Source organism: Vreelandella sedimenti (assembly GCF_013416325.1).
Taxonomy (GTDB): domain Bacteria; phylum Pseudomonadota; class Gammaproteobacteria; order Pseudomonadales; family Halomonadaceae; genus Vreelandella; species Vreelandella sedimenti.
Genome location: NZ_JACCGK010000001.1, coordinates 350,076 through 372,575 on the forward strand (window position 1 = coordinate 350,076; position 22,500 = coordinate 372,575).

Genomic DNA, 22,500 nt, shown 5'->3' on the forward strand with positions numbered 1-22,500 from the left:
AATTAACCCACTCCCTGGGGGGTACTGGTTGATGCCAGTGTTAGGTTCACCGCGTCTAAATAACGTTCGGCTAGAAAGCGCGCATCGCCTGGTGGTAGTGGTGGGGTGATGGTGTCTAGCCCTCCATCAGAGGTGGGCGCGGTGGTTAGCAAACGAACCACCACGGCATAGCGCTGCTTGCGCTGTAATGGCTTGTCGGTCAGTTCGCCTTGGCGATAAAGTTCAGCTAAGTAGAAATGGGCCGGCCAACACTCCGGGGCGACGTAAATAGCCCGCTTGAAATGGTCGTAGGCGAGCTGGGGCTGCTGCTGCCAGCGGGCAACCAACCCAGCCAGCACCAGCGCATCGATCGACCACGGCTGTTGCTCAAGCAGCATCTCAAGCAGCGTCGCGGCGTCGTCAAACGCATTTTGGTTGAGCAACCGATGGGCGGTGTGTAGTTGGTGGCTAATGCTGTCCGTCGGCTCCTTTTCCGTTGCATGTTGACGTGGCACCTGGGGCGCCACATCAGCGCAGCTGTCTAACGCTAGCTGTTTATTTGTGCTCTCAGCAACGCTAATACTGTCTTCAGTAATGCTGTCGTCAGCCATGTTGTCCATCGTAAGTAATGAGGGCTGAAGGGGAGTCACTGGCACTATCGCGGGTTGCTCTGCATGGCGAAAGTAAAAGACGCCCTGAGCTTCGGTCAATTCAAACACGCCAAGATCGTTACCCAGGGTTTCGGTGACGCCGCAGACTAAAATGCCATTGGGAGCCAGCAACTGGCTAAGCTGCTGATGAATGTGGCGCCGTGTCTGCTGATCAAAGTAGATTGAGACATTGCGAAACAGAATTACATTAAAGGGGCCGCCGGGGCTGTCTACGTTGGCGTTTAACAGGTTAAACGGGCGAAAGGTTACCCATCGGCGCAGCGATTCGTGAAGCTTGTAGCGGCCCTGGTGGGGGCTGAAGTAACGCTTTTTGAAGGCGGGGGATAGGGCGCGAAACGCCATGCCGCCATAAACCGCCTGGCGTGCCTTGGCGAGGACTTGGTGATCCAGGTCGCCGCCGGTAAGAGTAAACAGTGCGTTGGCACGCTCGCCAAAGCGCTCAAACAGCATCATCGCTACGCTATAGGGCTCTTCACCGGAAGAACAGCCCGCGCTGAAGATAGAGAGCGGCGGCTGCTCTGTCGTTAGGCGTTGCGGTAAATAGGTGTTGACCAGCCAGTCCAGGGCGTCAGGCTCGCGAAAAAAATAGGTTTCGTTGACCGTTAACTGGCTGACAAATTGATCGAATAGCGCCGGGTCGCGGCTTAATTGTCTGAGGAGCTGGGTGGTGTCGGTTAGCCCCGTGGAGGCCTGTAAGCTGGCTACTGCTCGGAATAGCCGGGCTTCGGCCAAGCCCTCTAAGTGTAACCCGCAGCGCTGATGCACCAGGGCTTTGAAGGGAGCAAACGCACTCATGCCAAAGGCTCCGGTCGGCTATCCATGCAGCCGCGGATATCGCGTAGCAGCCGATCCGGAAGGCTATCGAGCGGTAATTCATACTGTATGACACCCGCTTTGACGGCTTCTTGGTTCATGCCATAAATCACCGAGCTGGCTTCATCTTGTGCGAAAGTGGTTCCGCCTGCGCGATGTATTGCCCGCATGCCATTCACTCCATCGCGGCCCATGCCGGTCAAAATAATGCCAATCGCATCACTGCCGTAGACCTCCGCGACACTTTCCAGCAGCACATCGCAACAGGGATGGTACAGGGAGCATTCAGGACTGGGTTGAAGCTGGAAACGGTGGCGGGAGGATACGCATAAGTCACGCTCGGAAGGTGATAGGTAAATATGCCCAGGGCGTAGCCGTTCGCCCTCTTGGCCCACGCTAACCGGCATAGTGCAAAGGGATGCCAGCCATTGCGCCATGCCATCAATAAATCCATGACTGATGTGCTGGGCGATCACAATGGGGGCTGGAAACCCGCTGGGTAGCCTCCGCAGTACCCGCACCAAGGCTTGCGGGCCACCGGTTGAGCAGGCGATCGCGACCACGTGCTGGAAGTTACGCGGCACCCCCCGTGGCGTTACAGCAAACGTCGGTATTGGAGGAGTGAGGGTAGGTGCTAAGCCGCGTCGACGTAGACGGGTGATGACCGCCACGCCGGAAAGCAGGCGTACACGCTCCAGCAAGCGTTTGGCATCGACTCCTTCCAGAGTGGGTTTAGGCATGACTTCCAACGCGCCTACCTCAAGGGCTTGATAAGCCGTTTGCGCATCGGAGCGGTCGCTGACTACCAGAATGGGCACCCCTTTGCTGTACATGATCTCTTCGATAGCGGATAAGCCGTCCATCACCGGCATGTTGAGATCCATGGTGATCAGCTGCGGCGCAAGGCGCTTGGCCAGTTCCACCGCTTCGCGGCCATTAGTGGCTTCCCCCACGATCTCAATATCATCGTCCCGGCTGAGGATATCGCGTAGCACGTCGCGGGCTACTTGGCTATCGTCGGCAATGACTACCCGAATTACACTCATCCGGTATCCTTATCAGCGATCTTTATTTGTTAGGGTGAACTCCTGCACCAGCGCGTTAAGCTCAGCCGACATATGGATCATGTCCTGGCTAATATCGGTGATACTGCGCACTGAGTGTGCGTTGCGAGAACTGGCCGTATCGATATCGCGTAGCGCCATCACCACCTGGCTGCTGGCGGTTTTTTGCTGCTGTGTGGAGAGCGATATCTGCTGGGCCGCGCTGCTGGTTTGACTTGCCGCCTTGAGCAGCGCCTCCAGATCCTGGGCGGTACTCATGCTTGCCTCAACGCCCTGCTCGATTGAGGAGGCACCTTTTTCAGAGGCCACTACTAAGCGATTAATCGCTGTTTGAATATCATCGGTATGCGCTTCAATCTCTTGAGTCGAGTCGGTCACGCTGTCAGCCAAGCGGCGTATCTCGCTGGCGACAACCGAAAAACGGCGGCCCGATTCCCCTGCGCTTGAAGCTTCCAAGGCGGCATTAAAAGCAATCAGCTTGGTTTGAGCGGCCAGGGTGTTGATCAGCTCCATAACCTTGTTGATCTGTTTGGATTTCGCCCCCAGCGTCATGATCTCTGTCAGGCTCTGCTCGCTGTCGCTACGGATATCCTGCATTTTTGACTGTAGCAGTTGCATGGCCGAACTGCCTTTTCGGCTGCGCTCCAGTGTCTGATTGGCAACGTCGACCACTGATTGGGAGTGGTCGGCGATTTGGGTTGATGAGGTAGAGAGCTCCTCCATGGTGGAAGTGATTTCCGCTACCGAAGAGGCCATCTCCTCAACCGCTGCGGCCATGGTTTGGCTTGCTTCATGATCGATATCGCTACCGTGCACACCGGAAAGCCCGGCGGTTTTCGCCAGCCGGTCTGCAACTTGCGTTAGTGCCTGAGCGTTTTTGGCCACTGCCGCAATAGCGCGGGAGAGGCGCTCAAGGAGCTCGTTGGTTTGATTGGCTAAGTCGCCAAGCTCGGCTTTGTCATCGGTGCTGACCCGCCGTGAAAGATCCAGGCTGTGGGTGATGTCCTTGAGCTGGCGCTGGAAATTAATCAGCGGGCGGATGAGGCTGCCAGTCAGCGGGTAGAGTACCAGCAACCCAACGAGCAGAATGAGTAGCCCTATACCGCTGGACTCCAGGAAGCGCTCGCGGGTGGATGCCAGGTACGCCTCTTTATCGACTTCCACCATCAGGTAGCGCTGCAGCTCAGGGAGCCAGATCGTGCTGACCAACATTTCTTGGCCGTCACGCGTCGTTTCATGCACCTGTAGCTGCTCGTTTTGCAGCAAACGCTGCGACGCTTGCTCTGGTAAGGCCTCGGTGGCTGTTGCGACAGTAGGAACTGATTCATCACTACGATTGGCTTCACCGCTGCGAACAAGCAGCTCACCCTCGGCGCTGAGCAGCGAGGCATGTCCGCTACCGCCTAAGCGAAAGTCATCAACCAAACTGGCCATTTGGGAGAGATCGAGTCCCGCACCGGCCACGACCAGCGGTCGACCGTTGGCGGCATTTACCGCGCTGCGATAATTGACGTACACAAAGGCATCGTCGGGTGAAAAAGTGTCGCTATCTAAATTTAGCTCGTAAGCGTTGTCGCTGTCAGTAAAGTGGTAGTACCAGTCATCTTCGCTGCCGGGGGGCTGGATAATGCGCTGCAGAAATTCACCGTTGCGCAGCTGAAAATAGTAGCCCCGGCCCTGGTGTTGAGCGGCGATAAAAAGTAGCTCGGTGTCTAACTGCTCCATAAGGCGGGCTAGATACGCCGTAATATCGTTTTGTCGCTCTTCCGGTAGGCCTTCGCGAACCCACTGCTCAATAAAGTAGCTATTGGCCAAGCTTTCGGAGATAGCAAGATCCTGGCTAAGGCTGAGGTTTATATGCGCTGCCAGCCCTTTGATCTGTGCCGGTAGCTCTTGATTAAGCAGGTTATCCAGCCGCGCTTGGCTGTGTGAACGCGCTTGAAGATAGAGCGCCAAAAGCATCGCGAGTGCTAAGACTGTCCCAAAAGAGAGAAATAGACGAAGCCGTAGAGGTAGGGATTTCCAGCGCGCCATCATGTTCGCCGTTGCTCCAAAATAAACGGTGGCCCTAACGGCGCTGCTCAATAGCGCTTAGGGTTAGAAGTAGAGTGATACTTACCACTCTACTTAGGGTAGTGGCAACGATTTCAGCTTTTTTTATGAAGACTGTCTAGTTTGCGTGTTTTGGTACTTGCGCTTAAACGATCGCGTGGGGCACAAAGCAGGAGGAGTCTTTGGTGATACGGCCAACATCTTCACGAATGCCGATGCCACAGGCACGGTCGCCCACTACCCAACTGCCAATTAAGGCGTGGTTATTACCGAAGCGCGGCATGGGGTGGTAGGCCTGACGAATCCAGGGGCTGTCGGTGTAGGGGCCATCCACGGCTTCGCGGTGGCCCGCCGGGGTAACCAGCTCTACATTGCTGCCTTCTCGAGAGAAGAATGGCTTACGCACCCAGCCTGCCGGCAGTGGTGGGCTGTTGGCATCCTCAAAAAACGCTGGTAGCAGGTTGGGGTGGCCCTTAAAGTGCTCCCATAAAAGGGGCAGTATCCCCTTGTTGGAGAGAATGGCTTTCCAGGGCGGCTCAAACCAGTGGGTGTTTAGCTGAGGGATATATTCGCCAAACGCATCGTCGGCCATCTCTTCCCAGGGGTAGAGCTTGAACAGGGCGTGGATGGGTTGGTTATTCAAGTCCACAAAGTGCTCAGCCCCAGGGCGCAGACCAATATCTTCAGTGTAGATAAACGGCGCCTTGAGACCGGCTTGTACCGCGACATCCTGCAGGTAGTGCACGGTGGCGCGCTCTTCAGCGTTATCTTTGATGCAGGAGAAATAGAGCGTACGCGCTTCAATGCGATCGCCAAGGTGCGCCATGGCATTGATCAGGCGCTCTTGAATCGAGTTGTACTGATCCGCATGGCGCGGCAGGATGCCTTGTTGGATAGCTTGTTCAAGCCACACCCACTGAAAAAAGCCCGCTTCGTAGAGCGAGGTAGGGGTGTCGTAGTTGAGCTCCAGCAGTTTCGCCGGGCCATCGCCTGAATAGGCAAAATCCATTCGTCCGTAGAGGTGCGGCTGACCCGACTTCCAGGAGTTATGGATGCTGTCCCACATGTGTTCAGGCAAAGCCAGACGCTGCATAAGTGCATTGGAGTGGCAAACCTTGTCCACCAGCTCCATGCACATCTCATGCACTTCCTCGGTAGGCGCTTCGATATCTCGCTCTACCTGCTCTAGGGTGAACTGGTAGTAGGCGTCCTCTTTCCAGTAAGGCTCCCCGTCGATGGTATGAAAATGAAAGCCCAGCTCGTGAGCCAGGGCTTTCCAGTTGCTTCGTTCAGGAATATCGATTCGCAGCATAGTAATGTTTGCCTGGGGGTTATGAGCCCCAGCCGCCGCGGGCAGAAGAGCGCGAGCCAAAGCCTCGGCGCTGAGAGGTCGCCACCGAGCTACGCATTGCATCATTACGCTGGGTAACGCGCTGGGTCGCCTGATTGGTAGCGGTGTTCCAGTTGCCCTGGTTTTGACGGTTGCGGTACACCGGCTCCTGGTAAACCCGCTCGAAGGAGCGTCCACGATTGGTGTTGGACATCATGCTGCCGACCATATATCCCATCATGGCGGGCATGAACCAGCTGCCGCCGGTGCTACCCGTAGCCGCTTGTGACTGCTCTTCGGTCGGTGCGGTACAGGCGCCTTCACCATTCTCAGCTTCGCACTCCTCCAGGGTGCTATAGCGCGGCACCGCTTCCAGGGACGCTTCGTAGGCATCTTCACAGGCGCTACGGGTATAGACATTTTCAGCGACGCAGGCTTCAACGCTTTCAAAGCTGCGCGGCTCGTCAAATTCTATCTCGGTGATTTGCTCTTCCTGGGGCGGTTGGCCACAGGCGGTAAGACCAAAGGCGCTGGCGCCCATCATCGCCAGTGACAAGCGCCCGCTGCGCTTGCGGCGCGGCAAATGAGGGGTACTATCGTGTTTTGACATCAGGCTCTCCTTTACCACGTCGTCGTTACCAAGTCATCGAAGCGGCGTTGAGTAAGCCGACTGCCACGGCCACGCTGGCCATCAAAATGCCGTAGGCCTGGTGACCTTCGGTGATGTGCTGAGACAGGCTTTCGCCCTGTTTACGCAGAAACAGCTTAACGGCGAAGAAGGTGGCCAACTGAACAATAAAGGCCACTACGCCCCAGAGCACAAAATCGATAAAGTTGATTGAGTGCGCCATCGCGCTATATAGCGGAATGGTAAAGCCTAAAATGGAGCCGCCGTAGGCGGAGGCAGCAGCTGCATTACCTTCGCGAATCAGCGTCCACTCGTGGTGCGGAGTAATCCGACTGTAGCAGTACATAAAGGCGGCGAGCAGCACTATCGCCGTGACTAGATAGGCGATAAATGATGGCAGGCCGTAGAGGTAATTCACCATGGTGGTTGCTTCCTTTTCAGTAGCTTAAAAATTCACTTGCGTGTCAAACAGCGTCGATATCGACGGAGGCCACATCTAACCCCACGTTGTGCACCACCATAAAGCTGCCTTCGCCATCGCTTTCTGCGCTCAGCAGTAAGTACTCCATACGCTCAGCACCTTCGATGGTACGCTCATAGAGCATTGCATGGTGGGTCACATGGCGAGCCGACACGCTCGCGGTGGTCATTACCTGCTCTTCGAAAACCACCGGTGGCGACCATAGACTGTCGTCATTTCCCCACACTCGCTGATAGGTGCAACTGCGCGCCTCCTCAGTGGTTGAGGTGAGCGCGATGGTTTGTGCGCCGATGCTGTCGGACTGTTTATCTTCACCGTTGATCAAATTATCAAATTCGGCATCCGCGAGATGAGCAACACGGTAAAAGTCGAACAGCTTATATTCAAGCACCTGACCGTTCTCGATATTGGCCTGCAGCCAGGTGTCGTTATCCAGATAGAAGCGCACCAGGTGAGCTCCTTGGCCAAGATCGACGTGCCCCACGGCGGCAATATGATGGTAGGCATCGTCGTTCCAGCGAAACAGCGCATCGGGATGGGCACGTAGGCCGATCAGTTTAATGTTGACGCGCCCATCCAGGCGCAGGCCCTCAAGGTCTTCCTGGCTGATACCCATAGGCAGGCCAGCGGCCACCGGGCGGCCTGCGTTAGGCTCGGGCGGCTTCTCCGTGGTAGCGCGAAAAAGTGCCTTGAGGGTGTTAAACATGGCCTGGCTCCCTAATAAATTTAAACGCTGACTTGCACTTAACGTTATTCCTGTGCGGCGTTTTTCTTTGCTTTCAGGCGCGCTAACACGTCGTCTGCTTTGCGGTTTTGACCGCCTACACCGGCTGCTTTCAAGCGGGCTTCCAGCGAGCTGCCGCTCTCTTCTGCCGCCATGTCGTCAGCGGCTTGCATTTGCGCCGAATTAAGCTGCTGGCGCTCTTTAATACGCTCCAGTGACTCCATCGCGCTGCCCATCGCGCTGTTCTGGCCCGAATGGCGAGCCGCCACGGCGGATTGGGCTTTTTGTGCCGACTCTGTCGCTTTCACCACGCTGACCTGCTGCTTAAGCTGGCGAAGCTGGTTGTCGGTACCGCGAATCGCGCTGCGCAGTTTTTCAATGCTGGCATCGTACTCGCTAACAATGGCGCGCTCTGCTTCCAGATCATCCTGCAGCGCCACCATGCGCTCAGCCACTTCCACGGCTAGTGCTTCTTCGCCTTTATCCAGCGCGGCCTCGGCGCTTTTTTCCAGCTCGGCTATTTTGCTTTCCAGGGTGTCAGCTTTATTGCTGTTTAGCTGGCGCTGGCCCATCAGGCGGGTGAGTTCAGTTTTAGACTGGCTCAGGTGATTTTCCGAGTCGCGGATTTCCTGGTCTAAAATGCGCAGTGCCTGGGAATCCACCACAGCTTGACCGGTTTCATTCGCTTTGCCGCGCAGGGCCGTCATGATTTTGCTTAACATAGATAATCTCACTGGTAAGTTGCTGTAATGGTGACAATGCTGATAGATGGGCAGCTGTTAGCGTTAGACGAAATGCGTTTGTATCAGTTCGGCGACGTCCATCGCGGCACTGGCCGTGGCGTGTAGTTCGGCGCAAATTGACTCAAGCTTTGAATCGCCAAACAGCTGCCCGTAAGCCACATAAAGGTCTTGCCCGTCGATCTCGACAATACCCACAGAGGCCAGCGGTAGCGAAATGCCCTGACGCAGCAATACTTCGTTAAGCTCAGCGCTGTTTTTGACGCCATCTACGGCAGCAATGGGTGCCATGGCGACCCATTCATTTTCGCTGCGCGATAGGGTCATCGACAGGTTACCGTAATCGTTAAGCTCCCAGATCAGCGTCTGATTAGCTTCATCAAAGCTGATAGTGCCTTCAGGCCACTCAAGGGTCGTCTCTTCAGCGTTGTTGGACGCTGGCTGGCTGACTAATTTATATAGCTCGCTGGCGGTGATGCCGTCGGTAACGGTAGGCGTAGTCAAGGCGATCTGCTCCATCGTTCGTTAAGTGACCTTACCTTAACATTTAGTAGAGCAAATGGTTCCTTTTCGCAAAAAAACGCCCCGCCTCTTTCCCTTATCGTGTCAGGCTAAAGAGTTGGGGCAAACGTTCAGGAATGAGTAGCGCCTAGGAGTCGCGACTAAGGCGTTTGGTAGGTGTCGTTGAACCGCTTACGCAGTTCATTTTTCTGTACTTTGCCCATCGTATTGCGCGGCAATTCATCGACAAAGAAGACCCGCTTAGGCTGCTTATACTTAGCGAGCCGTCCATCTAAATGGGTGATTACTTTCTCCTCTTCAAGCTGGTTTTCTCCAAGATCAGCGCCTTGCTGGCGAACGACCACTGCGGTAACGCCCTCGCCAAAGTCAGGGTGCGGCAGTCCGATCACTGCGGATTCGGCGACTTGTTCGAGCTCGTCGATCACCTGCTCCACTTCTTTGGGGTAAACATTGTAGCCGCCGGAAATCACCAGATCCTTGTCACGGCCAACAATATGCACATAGCCCTGGTCGTCGACCATGGCGAGATCGCCGGTAATGAAAAAGCCATCGTCTAACAGCTCCTCTCGGGTCTTTTCGGGCATTCGCCAGTAGCCGATAAAAACGTTCGGGCCGCGAATCTGCAGCATGCCAATCTCGCCAAACGGCACCTCAGCGCCGGTTTCTCGGTTGGTAATGCGCATCTCCACGCCGGGTAGCGGCATGCCCACAGTGCCTGCTCGGCGGGCGCCTTCATAGGGGTTGGAGAGGTTCATATTGGTTTCTGTCATGCCGTACCGCTCAAGAATCGCATGCCCCGTTTTGGCTTCAAATGCCTCGTGGGTCTCGGCAGTGAGTGGGGCAGAGCCGGAAACGAACAACCGCATGTTGGCGGTAGCTTCTGGGGTCAGTCGTTCGTCCTGAACCAGCCGTGTATAGAAAGTGGGAACGCCCATCATCACGCTGCCATGGGGCAGCTCTTCGAAGATCACATCGGCATCGAACTTGGGCAGGAAGAGCATGCTGGCGCCCGCCATCAAAGTGACGTTGCAGGCAACGAATAAGCCGTGAGTGTGGAAGATTGGCAGCGCATGAATCAGCCGATCATCAGCGCTGAAGTGCCACGCTTTGGCCAGGGTCTCGGCGTTCGAGGCGAGGTTTTTGTGCGTTAGCATGGCGCCTTTGGAGCGCCCAGTGGTGCCCGAGGTATAAAGAATAGCAGCCAGGTCGCGCTCGCCAAGTGCCACGATATCTTCACGCGGCGTTGCCGCTTGGGCGGTTTCCATCAGGCTGCCATCGGCGGCGCTGCCCAGGGTGACCACCGCCGGGCAGCCGGTTTCAGCAGCAAGCGACTGCGCTTGCTCTTCTATCTTGGGGCGACAAACAAACAGCGCCGGCTCGGCATCATTTAAAAAGTAGCGAATCTCATCGCCGGTATAGCCCGTATTGAGGGGCAAATAGACGCCGCCGATGCGCAGGCAGGCCAGGTAAAGCAGTATCGCCTCAGGACTTTTATCCACCTGCACGGCGACGCGGTCGCCTTGCTTAACGCCTAACTCGGTTAGTGCGCCAGCAAGCTGTGCACTGATGGTCAGCGCATCGGAGTAGCGATAGCGGCGGCCATCGCGGGTAGTAATAAAATCGGCCTCTGCCCGCTCGCGCATTTTGGCAGCAAAGGTTTCAAATAGGTTGTGGCTCATTTGGTGGTCTCTCCTTTGGCCAGCTTGCGAGCGCGTTTGGCGAGGTCGCGCACCTCATTCGAGCAAGCAACGGTCGCCTTGGCGGTATAGTTTTCGTGATTGCGCTCGATATCGTCCAGCACATACAGATAGTTAACCATCAGTCCTGCGGCTTGTTTAAAGCCCTTCTCGGAGATATCGCCTAGCCAATTAATACGGTGAAGTTCAGCGCCATTGCCGAGGTGAAAGCGGGCCACCGGGTTGAGCGGCAGGCCGTGGCGGTTCTTCTCTTCGACCAGGTAACGGGCGGCCAGTGGGCGAATCGCGGCTTTAAGCTGCTCTTCAAGCGCTTTGTCCTGATGCCATCCTGGGGTTTCAAGCCCTTTGAGTGATTTATGCAGAGAAGAGGGAAGCTGCTCATCATCACGCTGCTCCTGCAACCACTGGGCGAAGCCAGGCACCGGCGAGAGGGTGACGAAGTATTTAAGCTGCGGTAGCTCCTGGGAGAGCTCTTGCACCACCTGCTTGATCAAAAAGTTACCGAAGGAGATCCCGCGCAGCCCGGTCTGGCAGTTGCTAATGCCAAAGAACGCCGCTGTATCGGCATCCTCGGGCTCATCGATGGCTTTTTTAGTATGACGACTCTCTCCAGAGCTCTCTCCAAAACTCTCTCCAGAACTCTCCCCTGACAAGATGGGCTGGATACGGCTCGGCAGGCCCTTATGCAGGGCCACTTCCACAAAGATCAGCGGCTCGTCGCCAATGGCGGGGTGAAAGAAGGCGAAACAGCGACGGTCACGGGCATCTAAGCGCCGGCGTAGATCGTCCCAGTCCTGAATTTCGTGTACCGCTTCGTAGCGGATGATCTTCTCTAGAATCGAAGCGGGGGTGTTCCAGTCAATGCGCTTGAGCATCAAAAAGCCGCGGTTGAACCAGGAGCCAAACAGATGGGCGAAATCGTCGTCGATGGGCGCTAATTCCGGCTGTTCGCGTAGTAGCCCCAGCAGGTCTTCACGCATTTTAACCAGCTCATAGGTGCCGTCGCTGGCCAGGTTTAAACGCCGAAAAAGCTCTTGGCGCCGGGGCTCGCAGGCTTCAAACAGGCGCTGTAGCGATTGGTTGTCGCGCACCTCTAGATACGCCAGGTAGGCGGCGTCAATGGGGCCGGGATCGGCCGCAAAGTCAGCCGTTAGGCGGGCAAAGAAGCTGCTTTTTTCAGCTGCCGAAAGGCGCTGATAAATCGCCAAGGCGCGGCTTGCCAGCGCGATGCTGGAGGCTTCTCCATCGCTTTCCAACAGCCTGTGGCAGGCGTTAACCAACTGCCCATGGTCGGGCGTTAAATTCTCGGGCTGGCGGCGCCGCAACAGTGCATCACGCTGAGTGATGTTGTTGAACAGCTCCTGCAAAAACAGCATGTTCATGGTCGAACTCCTTAACCCATGATCAAGTTAGGTAGCCAAAGCGCGATGCCTGGGAAGAGACACAGCAGCAAGATACCCAGCACCATACATAGCGCGTAGGGCAAGCTTCCCATCAGAATGTCGCGCAGCGAAATATCCGGCGCGATGCCTTTAATAATGAACAGGTTGAGACCCACTGGCGGTGTGATCAGACCGATCTCCAGGTTGATGGTCAAAATCACCGCAAACCAGTAGGGGTCGAAATTAGCCGCCAGGATGATAGGTAACAGAATGGGCGCGGTCATCACGATCACTGCCACGGGTGGCAGGAAGAAACCGGCCACCAGCAGGAAGAGGTTAATCACCCCCATCAGCGCCCAGCGGTTGATCTCCAGATCAGCAATCGCGGCGGCAACGGTTTGGGTGATAAACATCGAGGAGAGCGCATAGGCGAACACTTCGGCGGTGGCGATTACCAGCATGATCATCACGCTTTCGCGTAGCGAGTCGCGCATAATCAGTTTTATCGGGCCCAGCTGCCACATGCGGTAGATCAGAATAGCCAGCGCCAAACAGAGGAATGCGCCTACGCCTGCTGCTTCTGAAGGTGTTGCCACCCCGCCATACAAGGCAAACAGGATACCCGCGACCACGCCCAGGAAAGGCAGAACGCGCACTAACGCTTTCAGGTTGGTATCAACATTCTGCTTAACGTTCTGTTTTAACCGTTCGACGGACTCCGCCATCGGGTTGTTATAGCCACCGGCCAGCTTGCAGGCGATCATCGTCCATATCATGAACAGGCCCGCGAGCATAAAGCCTGGCACCACCCCGGCAATAAACAGTCGACCAATAGAGGTTTCGGTGGAGATGCCGTAGATGATCATGGTGACCGACGGCGGAATCAGGATGCCCAGGGTGCCACCCGCGGCAATACAGCCCGCCGCCACGCCATCCGGGTAGCCGCGCATGCGCATTTCGGGAATGCCCATTTTACCAATCGCCGCACAGGTGGCTGGTGACGATCCCGAGAGCGCAGCAAAGATAGAGCAGGCGCCGATATTGGAAACCGCCAAGCCGCCGGGCAGCTTGCCCATCCATAGATCCAGCGAGCGATACAGATCGCGCCCGGTGGGAGAGGAGGCCACCGCGGCGCCCATCAGAATAAACATCGGAATGGCGACAAAACCAAACTCGGCGATGCGGTCAAAAAAGGTTTCCCCGAAGTAGGTGAGCTCAGCAAGGCCACGGTCGTAGATTAGTGCCAGCAGCGATACACCGCCCAGGGCAAAAGCGATAGGGGTGCCAATGGCCATCAGCGTAATCAGCGCGATGGCGACAATAATGCCTAAGGTAATGGGATCCATGCTTAGCTCTCCCCACGCAGAATTTCAGCTACATATTGCAGCGACAGCAGGGTGGCGCCGACGGCCATGGGCAGCAGGGCGGGCCACAGCGGTGGATTCCATACGGAACCCGTCGTCCACTCACCGTGAAGTGCCTCAAAAACATAGACCCAGCTGGCATACGCCAGGGCGGCACAGAAACCTAATCCAAACAGCGAAGCGATCAAGCGCATGATGGTGCGGGTAATACCACCCAGCGCATCGGGCACAATAGTGATAGCCACGTGCCCGCCGGTCATCAGTACATAAGGGCTACCCATCAACATTGCCGCCGTTACTGAAAAGATGGTGAATTCGGTCTGCCAACTGGTGCTCATTCCGAGTAAGTAGCGAATAAATACCATCTGGCAAATCACTAATACGCCAGCGATAAACATGGCGCAGGCTAAATAGGCAGACAGCCGCGAAAGCTTATCCATGACGCGAATGTAGCCGCCAATGATGCCCCCACGCGCCAGGGCATTGTGAGTCGTTGCAGGTGCCATATTTCCCTCGTCAAGCTGGTTATTTCGCCAAGCTAAGCAAGCATCAGTTGAAAACGGCCACCCCGAAGGGCAGCCGAGCCGTTAGGCGTTTATGGGTTGCTTACTCGACGGCCAGCGCTGCATCGATAATGGCCTGGCCATTGGGAACATTGTCGGCAAAGTTTTTGTAAGAGGTTTCCTTGGCGATATCGAGCCAGGCGTTGTAGTCGTCTTCGCTCATGCTGACCACCTCGACGCCGTTCTCCTCGTAAAGATCGACCATTTCCTGATCAATGGCGGCGGCCTCTTCAGCAAAGAAGGCTTCTGCGGCTTCACCGGCTTCTATCAGCGCCGCCTGCTGTTCCTCGTTAAGCTCTTGCCATACCTGCTCAGAAATAAGAATGGGTTCGTACATGTACCAGAGCGCGAAGTCACCCGGCTCGGTCAAGCATTCAACCTGTTCATAAAGCCGGAAAGAGATAAACGACATCGACGAGGTATTGGCGGCATCCAGCACACCGGTTTGCATGGCGGTATAAACCTCGGAAGAGGGCATGGAGGCAATGGAGGCGCCAGCGGCCTCAAGCATTTGTTCAAACGCAGGTCCGGCAGCACGGAAATTTTGGCCCTCGACGGTATCCGGGGAGGTAACGCACTGTTCGCTAGATGCAAAGCCACCGGATAACCAGGCATCTGCAAGTACTCGAGCGCCGCCTTCGCGAATGACTTCTTTAATCATGTCCATATATTCAGAGTCATTCAGACGTTGAGCATGGGCCTGATTACGCACTAAGCCCGGCATCAGCGTAGCCGAAAATTCCGGATGCCGACCACTAGCGTAATCCAGCGGTAGAGAGGTGATATCGAGGCGACCACGAGCGATAGCGCCCCACTGTTCACGCGCTTTGAACAGTGACTGGCCCGGATAAACTTCTATGGTCAGCCCTACATCCGCATCGACTACTTTGCGGGCCATCATTTGCACCATCTCGTCGCGAACGTCTCCCTGACCCCCAGGGAATTGATGCGACGCGCGTAGCACGGTATCGGCAGAGGCGTGGGAAGCCGCAATGGCGAGACCGAGGGCGGCAGCAGTTGAGATCACATAGCGTTGCATGAGGCGTCTCCAACAGTTGTTGTTGTGTGTTTGGATGGACTATATGTATCTATCAGTCGAGCTGATATATATATCAATAGGCGCTATGTATGCTAATGTCAACTGTATGACAGCATTAAAACGGCTAAGACGAGCCGCGATCCAAGGAGGTAAATATGACCGGCACCAAGCGATCCAATGCTCAGCGATTAAGAGATTCTCTTGAGGATGACATCATCAATGGCCGTCGCTTACCGGGAGAGCGCCTGGATCCAGAGGCCTTGGGGCGCGAGTTTCAGGTTTCGCGAACGCCTGTGCGCGAAGCCTTTCAACAGTTGGTCGCCAGCGGCTTGGTCACCGTTTCCCCGAAGAAGGGCACCTTCGTTGCGAAAGTGGGTATTGATCAACTGATCGAGATGTTCGAGGTGATGGCGGAGCTTGAAGGCATGTGCGGCCGCTTGGCAGCACGCCGGATTACCGAATCAGAGCTGGCCGCGTTACGCGAAGCGCATCAGCGCTGCGAAGCAGCGGCCCTGGCCGGCGACAGCGACGAGTATTACTACGAAAACGAAGGCTTTCACGACTGTATCTACACCGCTAGCCACAACACTTTTTTGGCCAGCGAAGCGCGCCAACTTAAACAACGTTTAAAGCCTTACCGGCGCCTGCAGCTCCAGGTGCGCCAGCGGGTAAATAATTCCCTCAGCGAGCACCAAACCATTGTGGAGGCCATTGAACAGGGCGACCCCGTGGCGGCCCAGCAAGCACTGAGCGACCATGTATTGATTCAAGGCGAGCGCTTTAGCGATTTCGTTTCCAGCGTACGCAGGATGGAGTCACCGTTAGAGAGAACGGGCTGATCCGAATGTACTGCTTTTTATAAAGATGTCCATATCGGTGGGGTAATCGTCCTTGCCGACATAAGGCGCAGCGCTGACACTCTCTCTAATGCTTCGATTCCCCGTTAGCGGAGAGAGACTGTGACTCGCCATGTTGCTCTATTTGCCTACCCCGACTGCCAACTGCTGGATGTCAGCGGTCCCTGGCAGGTGTTTGCCAGCGCCAATACGCTAAGCCCCCAGCCGCTCTATCAGTTGACCCTGGTCGCCGATGCCGTCGGCCCGGTAGTCACCAATGGCGGCCTAGCCGTGCATGCTACGCACACCTACCATCAACTTACTCATTTACTGCCCCTGGATACGCTGTTGGTGGCGGGTGGCAGTGGCGTGATGCAGCAGTGTGAAATAGCCGCAGTGAAGCAGGTGCTTTGTGAGGTCGCTCCAGAGGTGAGGCGGCTCGGCTCTATCTGCTCTGGGGCATTTTTGTTAGCCGCTGCAGGGTTGCTGGAAGGCTGCCGCGTTACCACTCACTGGCGCCATGCACCTCAACTGGCGGATGAGTACCCCGCACTAAGCGTAGAGCCCGATGCACTCTATATCGAAAGCAACGGCCGCTACACCAGCGCCGGTGTAACGGCGGGGATTGATTTGGCGCTTTCGCTGGTAGAGGCAGATCACGGTGCTGATCTGGCCGGTCGAGTGGCCCGCGAGCTAGTGGTGTTTTTGCAGCGCCCAGGTGGGCAGTCGCAGTTCAGCGAGATACTGCGACACCAACAAGAGGCGGGGCCGCTGCGCCGCTTGCTGGATCAGCTCCACGCCGACCCCAGCGTTGATCACGGGCTTGAGAGCATGGCCGACCTGATGGCGGTCTCCCCGCGCCATTTAACCCGGCTATTTAGGCGCTACTTAAATACCACCCCCGGTGCTTACCTGACCCAACTACGCCTTGAGCAAGCGCGCTTGGCGCTGCTCAACGGGCGCGAAAACGTATCCCTTGAGCGCCTAGCACAACGCTGGCGGTTGGGCGGCGCGGAGCAGCTGCGCCGCCAGTTTCAGCGCTACTACGGCGTATCACCCTCGGTATATCGCCAGCGCTTTGCGTCTTCCCATACAGATGATTCTATTCAGGAGAGCGTTTCATGCCTTTAACCGTCACTCTATTGTCGCTCTGCCAGGCGCTACTGGTTACCGGTAATGTCTTGCTGATTGCCGTCTCGCCGCTGATTGGGGCGTCTTTGGCGCCAAGTGCGTCATGGTCGACCGCGCCGGTCGCCACCCAGTGGCTGGGGCTGATGTGCGCCACCATTCCCGCCTCGTTAATTATGGCCAGGCTGGGCCGAAAGCGCGGCTTTATACTGGGCAATCTGTTGGGATTGGTAGGTGCACTGGTCGCCGTGCAGGCGTTGATTGGCGAGCGCTTTGGGCTGTTCTTGCTGTCGACCTGGCTAATCGGAATCGGCATTGGCTTTGGCCAGCTCTATCGCTTTGCCGCGGTGGAAGCCGCCCCCACGCCGATGCGTGACCGGGCGATTGGCTTGGTGATGGGGGGTGGTGTGCTGGCCGCGTTTGCCGGGCCATGGCTAGCCAGGGTGAGCCGTGAGCTGGGTGAAGTGCCGTTTCTGGGCAGTTTTGTAGGCTTGGCAGCGCTCTACGCACTGGCGTTAGTGGTGCTGATGCTGACGCAACTGCCGCCTGCTTCCCGCACCCACGGCGAAGGCAACGCACTGCCGCTGGGTAAGATACTCCGCCAGCCTGGATTTATTGTGTCGGTGAGCGCGGCGATGGTCGGGTACGGCATGATGAATTTGGCCATGACCGCCACGCCGCTCGCCATGGCGGGGGCTGGGCATCACTTTAACCACGTTTCAATGACCATTCAGTGGCACGTGGTGGCGATGTTTTTACCCTCGTTCTTTACTGGCCATTTGGCCACCCGCTTCGGCGCCAAGCAAGTTATTGTGGCAGGCTGCCTGCTGCTGGTGGCAAGTGCCTTGGTCGCTCAGTTGGGGATCAGTTTAGCCGGTTTCAACGTGGCGCTGATTTTGCTGGGCTTGGGCTGGAATTTTACCTTTCTGCCCGCCACCGGGCTGCTCACTGAGAGTTACCGCCCGGTGGATAAAGCGCGCACTCAGGCCGCCAACGAGTTTTTAGTCTTTGGCACCGCCGCTATCACTGCGTTGCTCGCTGGGCCCTTGGTCAGCGGCTTGGGTTGGGCGACGCTTAACCTAGTGTTGATCCCCATCGCGCTAGTGCCCTTGGCGGTGCTGGTCTGGCAGCACCGAACCCGGCTGGAAAACGCTTAAAAATCCCCTGGCGCGCACTGCAGGCAAGTAAGCCCGAGCGCGCGCCACTGGGCGACCACAGCGTCACGGTCATCCAGCACCAGCCAAGGCGCAAAGCCGTCGCTGCGCATGCGCTCCAGTAACGCCTCTTTTACCGCTTCATCATCCACATGGTCATCGCCCTCAGGGCGTAGATACATGGCATCAAAGGGGATGGTGTGGCGCTCTAGCCAGCGCTGGGTATGCTCACGGTGGCTATCCGGGCGACCGCTGCAAATCACAATCTGCTGGCCTTGGGCCTTCAGGATTTTAACCAGCTTGGCCACCGCTTCGATCACCGGCGCTTCGGCCATATGGGCAAAGAAGGGCTCCCACTGTTTTTGGCTGCCCAGCACCCAGTCACTGACCTGGTGGGGGTGAAATTCGGCTAAGGTGCCGTCAACATCAACAATTACTGCGGACATGCAAAACTCCCTAAACTGGAAAGGGTGACTAGACGTGAAGGAGCAGATAAACGCTGGGCGGTGCAGAGGCGCTCGCCTAGTAGTCCCTGCCAAGCGGTTAATGCGTTATCGCTAAACGGGGTAAATAGCGGTACCACTTGGGTGGCGTCTAACTGATCGGCAAGCGCCACCAGGTGCGACGCACGTAGGTGAACATTCCAGCGCTGCCAGCTGATTTGGCCTGCCGCTAGCTCTGCGCGGCGGTCAGGGGTCAGATAACCTGTGTGAAGTAGGTGGTGATCGGGCCACTGTTCCGGCGTATCGCTGCGATCGCACATCAACTGAAGGGTTGGCGGGCAAGCGTTTTGCCGCGCTAACAGCGAGCGAATCGAGTGGTCGAGCCCAGGCCGACGCAGTGTTGCAGGCAGAGCCAAGAGCGCGGCCAGGTTGTCGCGAATCACGGGGTCGATGGCGAGCGTTAACTGCCGCTGATCCGCCTCTTCCGCCAGCCATAGTGCCATTTCCAGGGCGCGGCCGGTTTCCGGCACCGGAAACGCCAGCGGCTGATCAAGGCGCTCACTAATAGCCTGAACACAGTACGCTTGGGGCTGGTCGTAGCTGCCGTAGGAGGCATCCAGTAGTGCAATAGCCGCTTTCGGCGGGGTATCAAACGGAAACACAGACGACTCAAAACAGGCGTCGCCGCTATAGTAAACACCGCCCTCCACCGCTAGATGTAGCCACACACCGCCTAGCGAGTGCCCCGCCTGGCCGGTGGTAACGGTGATGCCTTCCACTTCTAGCGTGCCGCGTTCGGGCAAGGGGCGCCATGCGCGGTTGTGAGGCAGTGCCTTGGCTACCAGCGGCGTGCAATAAAGTGGCACGCTCTCTGCTAGCTCGGCCACGCCGCCGATATGGTCGATATGGTCATGGCTGATCAGTACGGCATCCACAGCCAGGTTGTTCGCCCAAGTAATGGTGTCATCCGGGTGGAGTTCACCGCCTGCATCTAGCAGTAGGCGTTTTCCCTGGGCTTCTACCACTATTGCAGCAGGCCCTTTGGCGCCTAAACCACTGAGAATCTCGATATTGATACTCATTGGTCGGGCTCCAGGCACCAGCCCTGCTGAAGGTCGACGGCAACCTGGCTACCCAGGTCAGGTGCGGTGTGGTGGTAGGCCAGCAGTGTTTCCCCGCTGGGCAGGCGCAGGGTGAGCTCATAGCGCTCGCCGCGGAAAATAACGTTTTCCACCTGTGCGGCAAGCTGGTTATGAGTGGGAGTTGCGGAGGAAGCGGTTGCCGCGCTGATCTGAATATGTTCCGGGCGCACCAGCACGCTTTGGGTTCGTTCGGATTCGATGGCGTTCAGCCCGCGCATTAGGGTCGCGCTCTCAAGGTGCTTTCCAGGGTGACCGGCGGCGACCTTTAATTGGCTGCCCTGGCCGATAAAGCCTGCTACCCAGGCGGTTCGCGGCTGCCTGTAAAGGGTTTCAGGGGCGCCCCACTGAACCAGCTTGCCCGCTTTCATCACGGCGATTTTGTCCGCCAGCGCCATGGCTTCGGTTTGGTCGTGGGTGACATAGACCAGCGTGGCGCCAGTTCGCTGGTGAAAATCGCGGAAGCTGTGTTCCATGGTGGCGCGCAGGTGACGGTCAAGGTTGGCCAATGGCTCATCCAGCAGTACCACTGAAGGGTCGCTGACCAGGCAGCGCGCCAGGGCCACCCGCTGGCGCTGGCCGCCACTGAGGGCCTGGGGCATGCGATCGGCGTAGGCATCAAGCTCCACCAGGGCCAGGGCCTGCTGCACCCTGTGGTGATACGCCGCTCCGCGCAGGCCTCGTAGCTTGACTGGGTAGCCCACGTTGTCAGCCACGCTCATATGCGGCCATAGCGCATAGGACTGGAATACCATGGCCATATTGCGCTGTTCAGGCGGCACATGGGTATCGGCGCTGGCCAGGGTGCGATTGGCTAATTGAATCGTACCGTCGTTGATCGTTTCAAAGCCTGCCAGCATGCGTAGCATGGTGGTTTTGCCACAGCCGCTGGGGCCGAGCAGGGCGACAAACTCGCCTGGATTGATCGTCAGCGACAGCGCATCAACGGCCGTCTGTTCGCCAAAGCGCTTGGTGACACGATCGATCGATAGCCCTGCACTAGATGGCACTGCCATGCCTAACTCTGCCATGGAATGACTCCTTTGGGTAAACGCGGCGCCAGTAAACTGAGTGTCAGCATCAGCGAGGCGACCATTACTACCACCAGCACTGACACCGCAGAGGCCAGCACGCTTTCGCCGCCTTCGTCGAGGTTGAAAATCAGCACGCCGAGGGTTTCGTTACCGGCGCTCCATAGCAGGGCTGACACGGTAAGTTCGTTGACCGCCAGCAGAAATACCAGCAGGCCGCCTGCGAACAGCGCGGGCGCGACCAGGGGTAAAATAATGCTGCCCAGGCGCCGCCAGGGGCCTGCCCCCGCGAGCTGTGCCGCCTCTTCAAGCGAAGGATCCAGCTGCGCCAGGCTGGCGGCGACGGGCTTAACGCAGACCACCAGAAAGCGCGCCAGGTAAGCGATAAAAATCAGCCCCAGGGTGCCGTAGAGCGCTACATTGATAATCGGCAGCGGGCGAACAAATAGCAGGATGCAGGCAATGGCCAATACTACGCCGGGAAGCGCATAGGGAATCTCAATGGCACTGAGCACCACACCCCGCCAACGTTCCGGCAGGCGCTGTAGCCGGTAAGCTAATGGCAGACTGAGCAGCATCAGCACCACAGCCGCGCTGCCCGCCAGCCACAGACTGTTGTTCACCGCTCGCCATGTGGCACCTTGGCGACCCACCACTTCAGCGTAAGCGTTCAGGGTGGCTGTCTCGGCGTTTAATGGCACGCCCATGGCGGGTACCAGCGAGCTGATGATCAGTGCAAGTAGCGGTGCGACCAGAATAATCAGCAATATTCCGACGAGCGTGGCGGTCACCAGCGAGCGCCAACTTCCCAGGGTGAAATCGTGTGAGCGTCCACTATGGCCGCCCAGCCCGAAGCGGCTGCGATTCATCAATTGCTGCTGCAACGCCACTCCGGCCAGTGCCAGTAAACCAATCAGCAAGGAGAGCGCAGCCATTTCTGCCAACACCCCGGTGCCGAAGTTGGCCATACGCTGGTAGATCAGCGTGGGCAGCACGTAATAGCCTGCGGGAATACCCAGCATGGCGGGGATGCCGAAGTTGCCGAGACTCGAGATAAATGCCATCGCGCCTCCGGCGATCAAGCCGCTACGGGTCACGGGTAAAATAATGTGACCCCAAACTTGGGTTTGTTTGGCGCCGCTAATGCGAGCGGCTTCAATAAGCTCCCGGGGCAGCGAAAGCAGGCTGGTACGAAGGGCCAGAAATACCAGCGGGGCGCTCTGGATGCCCAGCAGTAAAGCGATCCCTTCAGCGGAGTAGAGCGGCTGCGGGCTGCCCAGTGGTGGCGCCAAGCCTATGCTTTTCAGTAGCGGGCTGGCCGGACCAAAGAGCTGCAGCCAGCTCAAGGCGGTAACCTGGGGCGGAATCATCATTGGCAGCATAAAGCAGAACACCAGCCACGATTTTCCGCGCACATTGGTGAGCGTGATGGCAAAGGCGAATAGACTGCCCAGCACCATAGCGATCAGCATGCCGAGCCCCGAGGTATACAGGCTATGCCAGAGTGCTCGCCAAGTGCTGGCACTGCTGAGCACTTGCCACAGCGGCGACTGGCGGCCCTGAGCAAGATCGCTTAACGCCTCGATCAGCAGACGCAGGCTGGGTGCCAGGCTTAGCATTACAATGGCGATCAGCAGGCTTGAAAGCAGCCAGCGGTGCTGGCTGCCGTACTTGTTGTCGCTACCGTACTTATTGTCATAGTTGAGAGCGGGCGTCATGA

At 57.2% G+C, this 22,500-nt stretch carries 21 protein-coding genes; 3 read left to right on the forward strand and 18 right to left on the reverse strand.

The genetic code is table 11. From position 1 onward, the window contains the following. Positions 1-2: 2 nt before the first annotated feature. From HZU72_RS01560 to dctP, 14 genes are all read right to left on the reverse strand, one after another. Positions 3-1,445, reverse strand: a complete 1,443-nt coding sequence (locus HZU72_RS01560; RefSeq protein ID WP_180089942.1) for a CheR family methyltransferase — start codon at positions 1,443-1,445, stop codon at positions 3-5. Next, on the reverse strand, positions 1,442-2,509 hold the full coding sequence (cheB, locus tag HZU72_RS01565) for a chemotaxis-specific protein-glutamate methyltransferase CheB (RefSeq protein ID WP_180089944.1): 1,068 nt from the start codon (positions 2,507-2,509) through the stop codon (positions 1,442-1,444). The genes HZU72_RS01560 and cheB overlap by 4 nt, the downstream gene beginning before the upstream one ends. A gap of 12 nt (positions 2,510-2,521) precedes the next feature. Then, positions 2,522-4,564 carry a methyl-accepting chemotaxis protein gene (locus HZU72_RS01570; RefSeq protein ID WP_180089946.1) on the reverse strand — a complete coding sequence of 681 codons (2,043 nt, stop codon included), beginning with the start codon at positions 4,562-4,564 and terminating at the stop codon, positions 2,522-2,524. 160 nt (positions 4,565-4,724) lie between these two features. Further along, positions 4,725-5,891, reverse strand: coding sequence for a glutathionylspermidine synthase family protein (locus HZU72_RS01575; protein ID WP_180089948.1), 1,167 nt, complete (start codon positions 5,889-5,891; stop codon positions 4,725-4,727). Between the two features lie 19 nt (positions 5,892-5,910). Beyond that, positions 5,911-6,519, reverse strand: coding sequence for a DUF1190 domain-containing protein (locus tag HZU72_RS01580; RefSeq protein ID WP_180089950.1), 609 nt, complete (start codon positions 6,517-6,519; stop codon positions 5,911-5,913). 25 nt (positions 6,520-6,544) lie between these two features. Next, entirely contained in the window at positions 6,545-6,958 is a 414-nt protein-coding gene (locus HZU72_RS01585) for a DUF350 domain-containing protein (protein ID WP_179916319.1), read from the reverse strand. A gap of 43 nt (positions 6,959-7,001) precedes the next feature. Next, positions 7,002-7,724 carry a DUF2491 family protein gene (locus HZU72_RS01590; protein WP_180089952.1) on the reverse strand — a complete coding sequence of 241 codons (723 nt, stop codon included), beginning with the start codon at positions 7,722-7,724 and terminating at the stop codon, positions 7,002-7,004. 44 nt (positions 7,725-7,768) lie between these two features. Then, positions 7,769-8,464 carry a PspA/IM30 family protein gene (locus HZU72_RS01595; protein ID WP_180089954.1) on the reverse strand — a complete coding sequence of 232 codons (696 nt, stop codon included), beginning with the start codon at positions 8,462-8,464 and terminating at the stop codon, positions 7,769-7,771. Between the two features lie 63 nt (positions 8,465-8,527). Continuing rightward, entirely contained in the window at positions 8,528-8,986 is a 459-nt protein-coding gene (locus tag HZU72_RS01600; RefSeq protein ID WP_235975897.1) for a DUF2170 family protein, read from the reverse strand. Positions 8,987-9,144: 158 nt separating this feature from the next. Next, positions 9,145-10,683 (reverse strand): malonate--CoA ligase, encoded by a 1,539-nt coding sequence (locus tag HZU72_RS01605; RefSeq protein ID WP_180089958.1) that lies wholly within the window; start codon positions 10,681-10,683, stop codon positions 9,145-9,147. After that, a complete protein-coding gene (locus HZU72_RS01610; RefSeq protein ID WP_180089960.1) occupies positions 10,680-12,083 on the reverse strand; it encodes a malonyl-CoA decarboxylase in 1,404 nt (467 codons plus the stop codon). Before HZU72_RS01610 ends, HZU72_RS01605 begins: the two co-directional genes overlap by 4 nt. Positions 12,084-12,094: 11 nt before the next feature. Beyond that, positions 12,095-13,429, reverse strand: a complete 1,335-nt coding sequence (locus HZU72_RS01615; RefSeq protein ID WP_180089962.1) for a TRAP transporter large permease — start codon at positions 13,427-13,429, stop codon at positions 12,095-12,097. A gap of 2 nt (positions 13,430-13,431) precedes the next feature. Further along, positions 13,432-13,953 carry a TRAP transporter small permease subunit gene (locus HZU72_RS01620; RefSeq protein ID WP_027957005.1) on the reverse strand — a complete coding sequence of 174 codons (522 nt, stop codon included), beginning with the start codon at positions 13,951-13,953 and terminating at the stop codon, positions 13,432-13,434. Between the two features lie 100 nt (positions 13,954-14,053). Continuing rightward, on the reverse strand, positions 14,054-15,049 hold the full coding sequence (gene dctP / locus HZU72_RS01625) for a TRAP transporter substrate-binding protein DctP (RefSeq protein ID WP_180089964.1): 996 nt from the start codon (positions 15,047-15,049) through the stop codon (positions 14,054-14,056). Between the two features lie 155 nt (positions 15,050-15,204). On the opposite strand from dctP, the gene HZU72_RS01630 reads away from it, so the two are divergent. The 3 genes from HZU72_RS01630 to HZU72_RS01640 all read left to right on the forward strand — a co-directional run bounded on the left by HZU72_RS01630 (position 15,205) and on the right by HZU72_RS01640 (position 18,170). Beyond that, a complete protein-coding gene (locus tag HZU72_RS01630; protein ID WP_180089966.1) occupies positions 15,205-15,888 on the forward strand; it encodes a GntR family transcriptional regulator in 684 nt (227 codons plus the stop codon). A gap of 120 nt (positions 15,889-16,008) precedes the next feature. Further along, on the forward strand, positions 16,009-17,016 hold the full coding sequence (locus HZU72_RS01635; protein WP_180089968.1) for a GlxA family transcriptional regulator: 1,008 nt from the start codon (positions 16,009-16,011) through the stop codon (positions 17,014-17,016). Beyond that, positions 17,007-18,170, forward strand: coding sequence for an MFS transporter (locus HZU72_RS01640; RefSeq protein WP_180089970.1), 1,164 nt, complete (start codon positions 17,007-17,009; stop codon positions 18,168-18,170). Before HZU72_RS01635 ends, HZU72_RS01640 begins: the two co-directional genes overlap by 10 nt. Here the strand turns inward: HZU72_RS01640 and HZU72_RS01645 are convergent. From HZU72_RS01645 to HZU72_RS01660, 4 genes are read right to left on the reverse strand one after another with little or no spacing between them, the layout of a single operon-like run. Beyond that, positions 18,167-18,613: a phosphatase domain-containing protein gene (locus HZU72_RS01645; protein ID WP_035561221.1), complete on the reverse strand. Its 447-nt coding sequence runs from the start codon at positions 18,611-18,613 to the stop codon at positions 18,167-18,169. The two genes, HZU72_RS01640 and HZU72_RS01645, sit on opposite strands and share 4 nt — an antisense overlap. Beyond that, a complete protein-coding gene (locus HZU72_RS01650; protein WP_180089972.1) occupies positions 18,601-19,692 on the reverse strand; it encodes an MBL fold metallo-hydrolase in 1,092 nt (363 codons plus the stop codon). Before HZU72_RS01650 ends, HZU72_RS01645 begins: the two co-directional genes overlap by 13 nt. Continuing rightward, positions 19,689-20,780, reverse strand: a complete 1,092-nt coding sequence (locus tag HZU72_RS01655; RefSeq protein ID WP_180089974.1) for an ABC transporter ATP-binding protein — start codon at positions 20,778-20,780, stop codon at positions 19,689-19,691. The genes HZU72_RS01650 and HZU72_RS01655 overlap by 4 nt, the downstream gene beginning before the upstream one ends. Then, a complete protein-coding gene (locus HZU72_RS01660) occupies positions 20,768-22,498 on the reverse strand; it encodes an ABC transporter permease (protein ID WP_180089977.1) in 1,731 nt (576 codons plus the stop codon). The genes HZU72_RS01655 and HZU72_RS01660 overlap by 13 nt, the downstream gene beginning before the upstream one ends. Positions 22,499-22,500: the final 2 nt, after the last annotated feature.

What these genes read in the sequence shown, in the direction of transcription:
- HZU72_RS01570 (WP_180089946.1), bottom strand. Translation starts at nt 4,564, where the DNA reads ATGATGGCGCGCTGGAAATCCCTACCTCTACGGCTTCGTCTATTTCTC.
- HZU72_RS01655 (WP_180089974.1), bottom strand. Translation starts at nt 20,780, where the DNA reads ATGGCAGAGTTAGGCATGGCAGTGCCATCTAGTGCAGGGCTATCGATC.
- HZU72_RS01560 (WP_180089942.1), bottom strand. Translation starts at nt 1,445, where the DNA reads ATGAGTGCGTTTGCTCCCTTCAAAGCCCTGGTGCATCAGCGCTGCGGG.
- HZU72_RS01590 (WP_180089952.1), bottom strand. Translation starts at nt 7,724, where the DNA reads ATGTTTAACACCCTCAAGGCACTTTTTCGCGCTACCACGGAGAAGCCG.
- HZU72_RS01605 (WP_180089958.1), bottom strand. Translation starts at nt 10,683, where the DNA reads ATGAGCCACAACCTATTTGAAACCTTTGCTGCCAAAATGCGCGAGCGG.
- HZU72_RS01585 (WP_179916319.1), bottom strand. Translation starts at nt 6,958, where the DNA reads ATGGTGAATTACCTCTACGGCCTGCCATCATTTATCGCCTATCTAGTC.
- HZU72_RS01575 (WP_180089948.1), bottom strand. Translation starts at nt 5,891, where the DNA reads ATGCTGCGAATCGATATTCCTGAACGAAGCAACTGGAAAGCCCTGGCT.
- HZU72_RS01595 (WP_180089954.1), bottom strand. Translation starts at nt 8,464, where the DNA reads ATGTTAAGCAAAATCATGACGGCCCTGCGCGGCAAAGCGAATGAAACC.
- HZU72_RS01610 (WP_180089960.1), bottom strand. Translation starts at nt 12,083, where the DNA reads ATGAACATGCTGTTTTTGCAGGAGCTGTTCAACAACATCACTCAGCGT.
- cheB (WP_180089944.1), bottom strand. Translation starts at nt 2,509, where the DNA reads ATGAGTGTAATTCGGGTAGTCATTGCCGACGATAGCCAAGTAGCCCGC.
- HZU72_RS01580 (WP_180089950.1), bottom strand. Translation starts at nt 6,519, where the DNA reads ATGTCAAAACACGATAGTACCCCTCATTTGCCGCGCCGCAAGCGCAGC.
- HZU72_RS01650 (WP_180089972.1), bottom strand. Translation starts at nt 19,692, where the DNA reads ATGAGTATCAATATCGAGATTCTCAGTGGTTTAGGCGCCAAAGGGCCT.
- HZU72_RS01615 (WP_180089962.1), bottom strand. Translation starts at nt 13,429, where the DNA reads ATGGATCCCATTACCTTAGGCATTATTGTCGCCATCGCGCTGATTACG.
- HZU72_RS01645 (WP_035561221.1), bottom strand. Translation starts at nt 18,613, where the DNA reads ATGTCCGCAGTAATTGTTGATGTTGACGGCACCTTAGCCGAATTTCAC.
- HZU72_RS01630 (WP_180089966.1), top strand. Translation starts at nt 15,205, where the DNA reads ATGACCGGCACCAAGCGATCCAATGCTCAGCGATTAAGAGATTCTCTT.
- HZU72_RS01660 (WP_180089977.1), bottom strand. Translation starts at nt 22,498, where the DNA reads ATGACGCCCGCTCTCAACTATGACAATAAGTACGGTAGCGACAACAAG.
- HZU72_RS01620 (WP_027957005.1), bottom strand. Translation starts at nt 13,953, where the DNA reads ATGGCACCTGCAACGACTCACAATGCCCTGGCGCGTGGGGGCATCATT.
- HZU72_RS01640 (WP_180089970.1), top strand. Translation starts at nt 17,007, where the DNA reads ATGCCTTTAACCGTCACTCTATTGTCGCTCTGCCAGGCGCTACTGGTT.
- dctP (WP_180089964.1), bottom strand. Translation starts at nt 15,049, where the DNA reads ATGCAACGCTATGTGATCTCAACTGCTGCCGCCCTCGGTCTCGCCATT.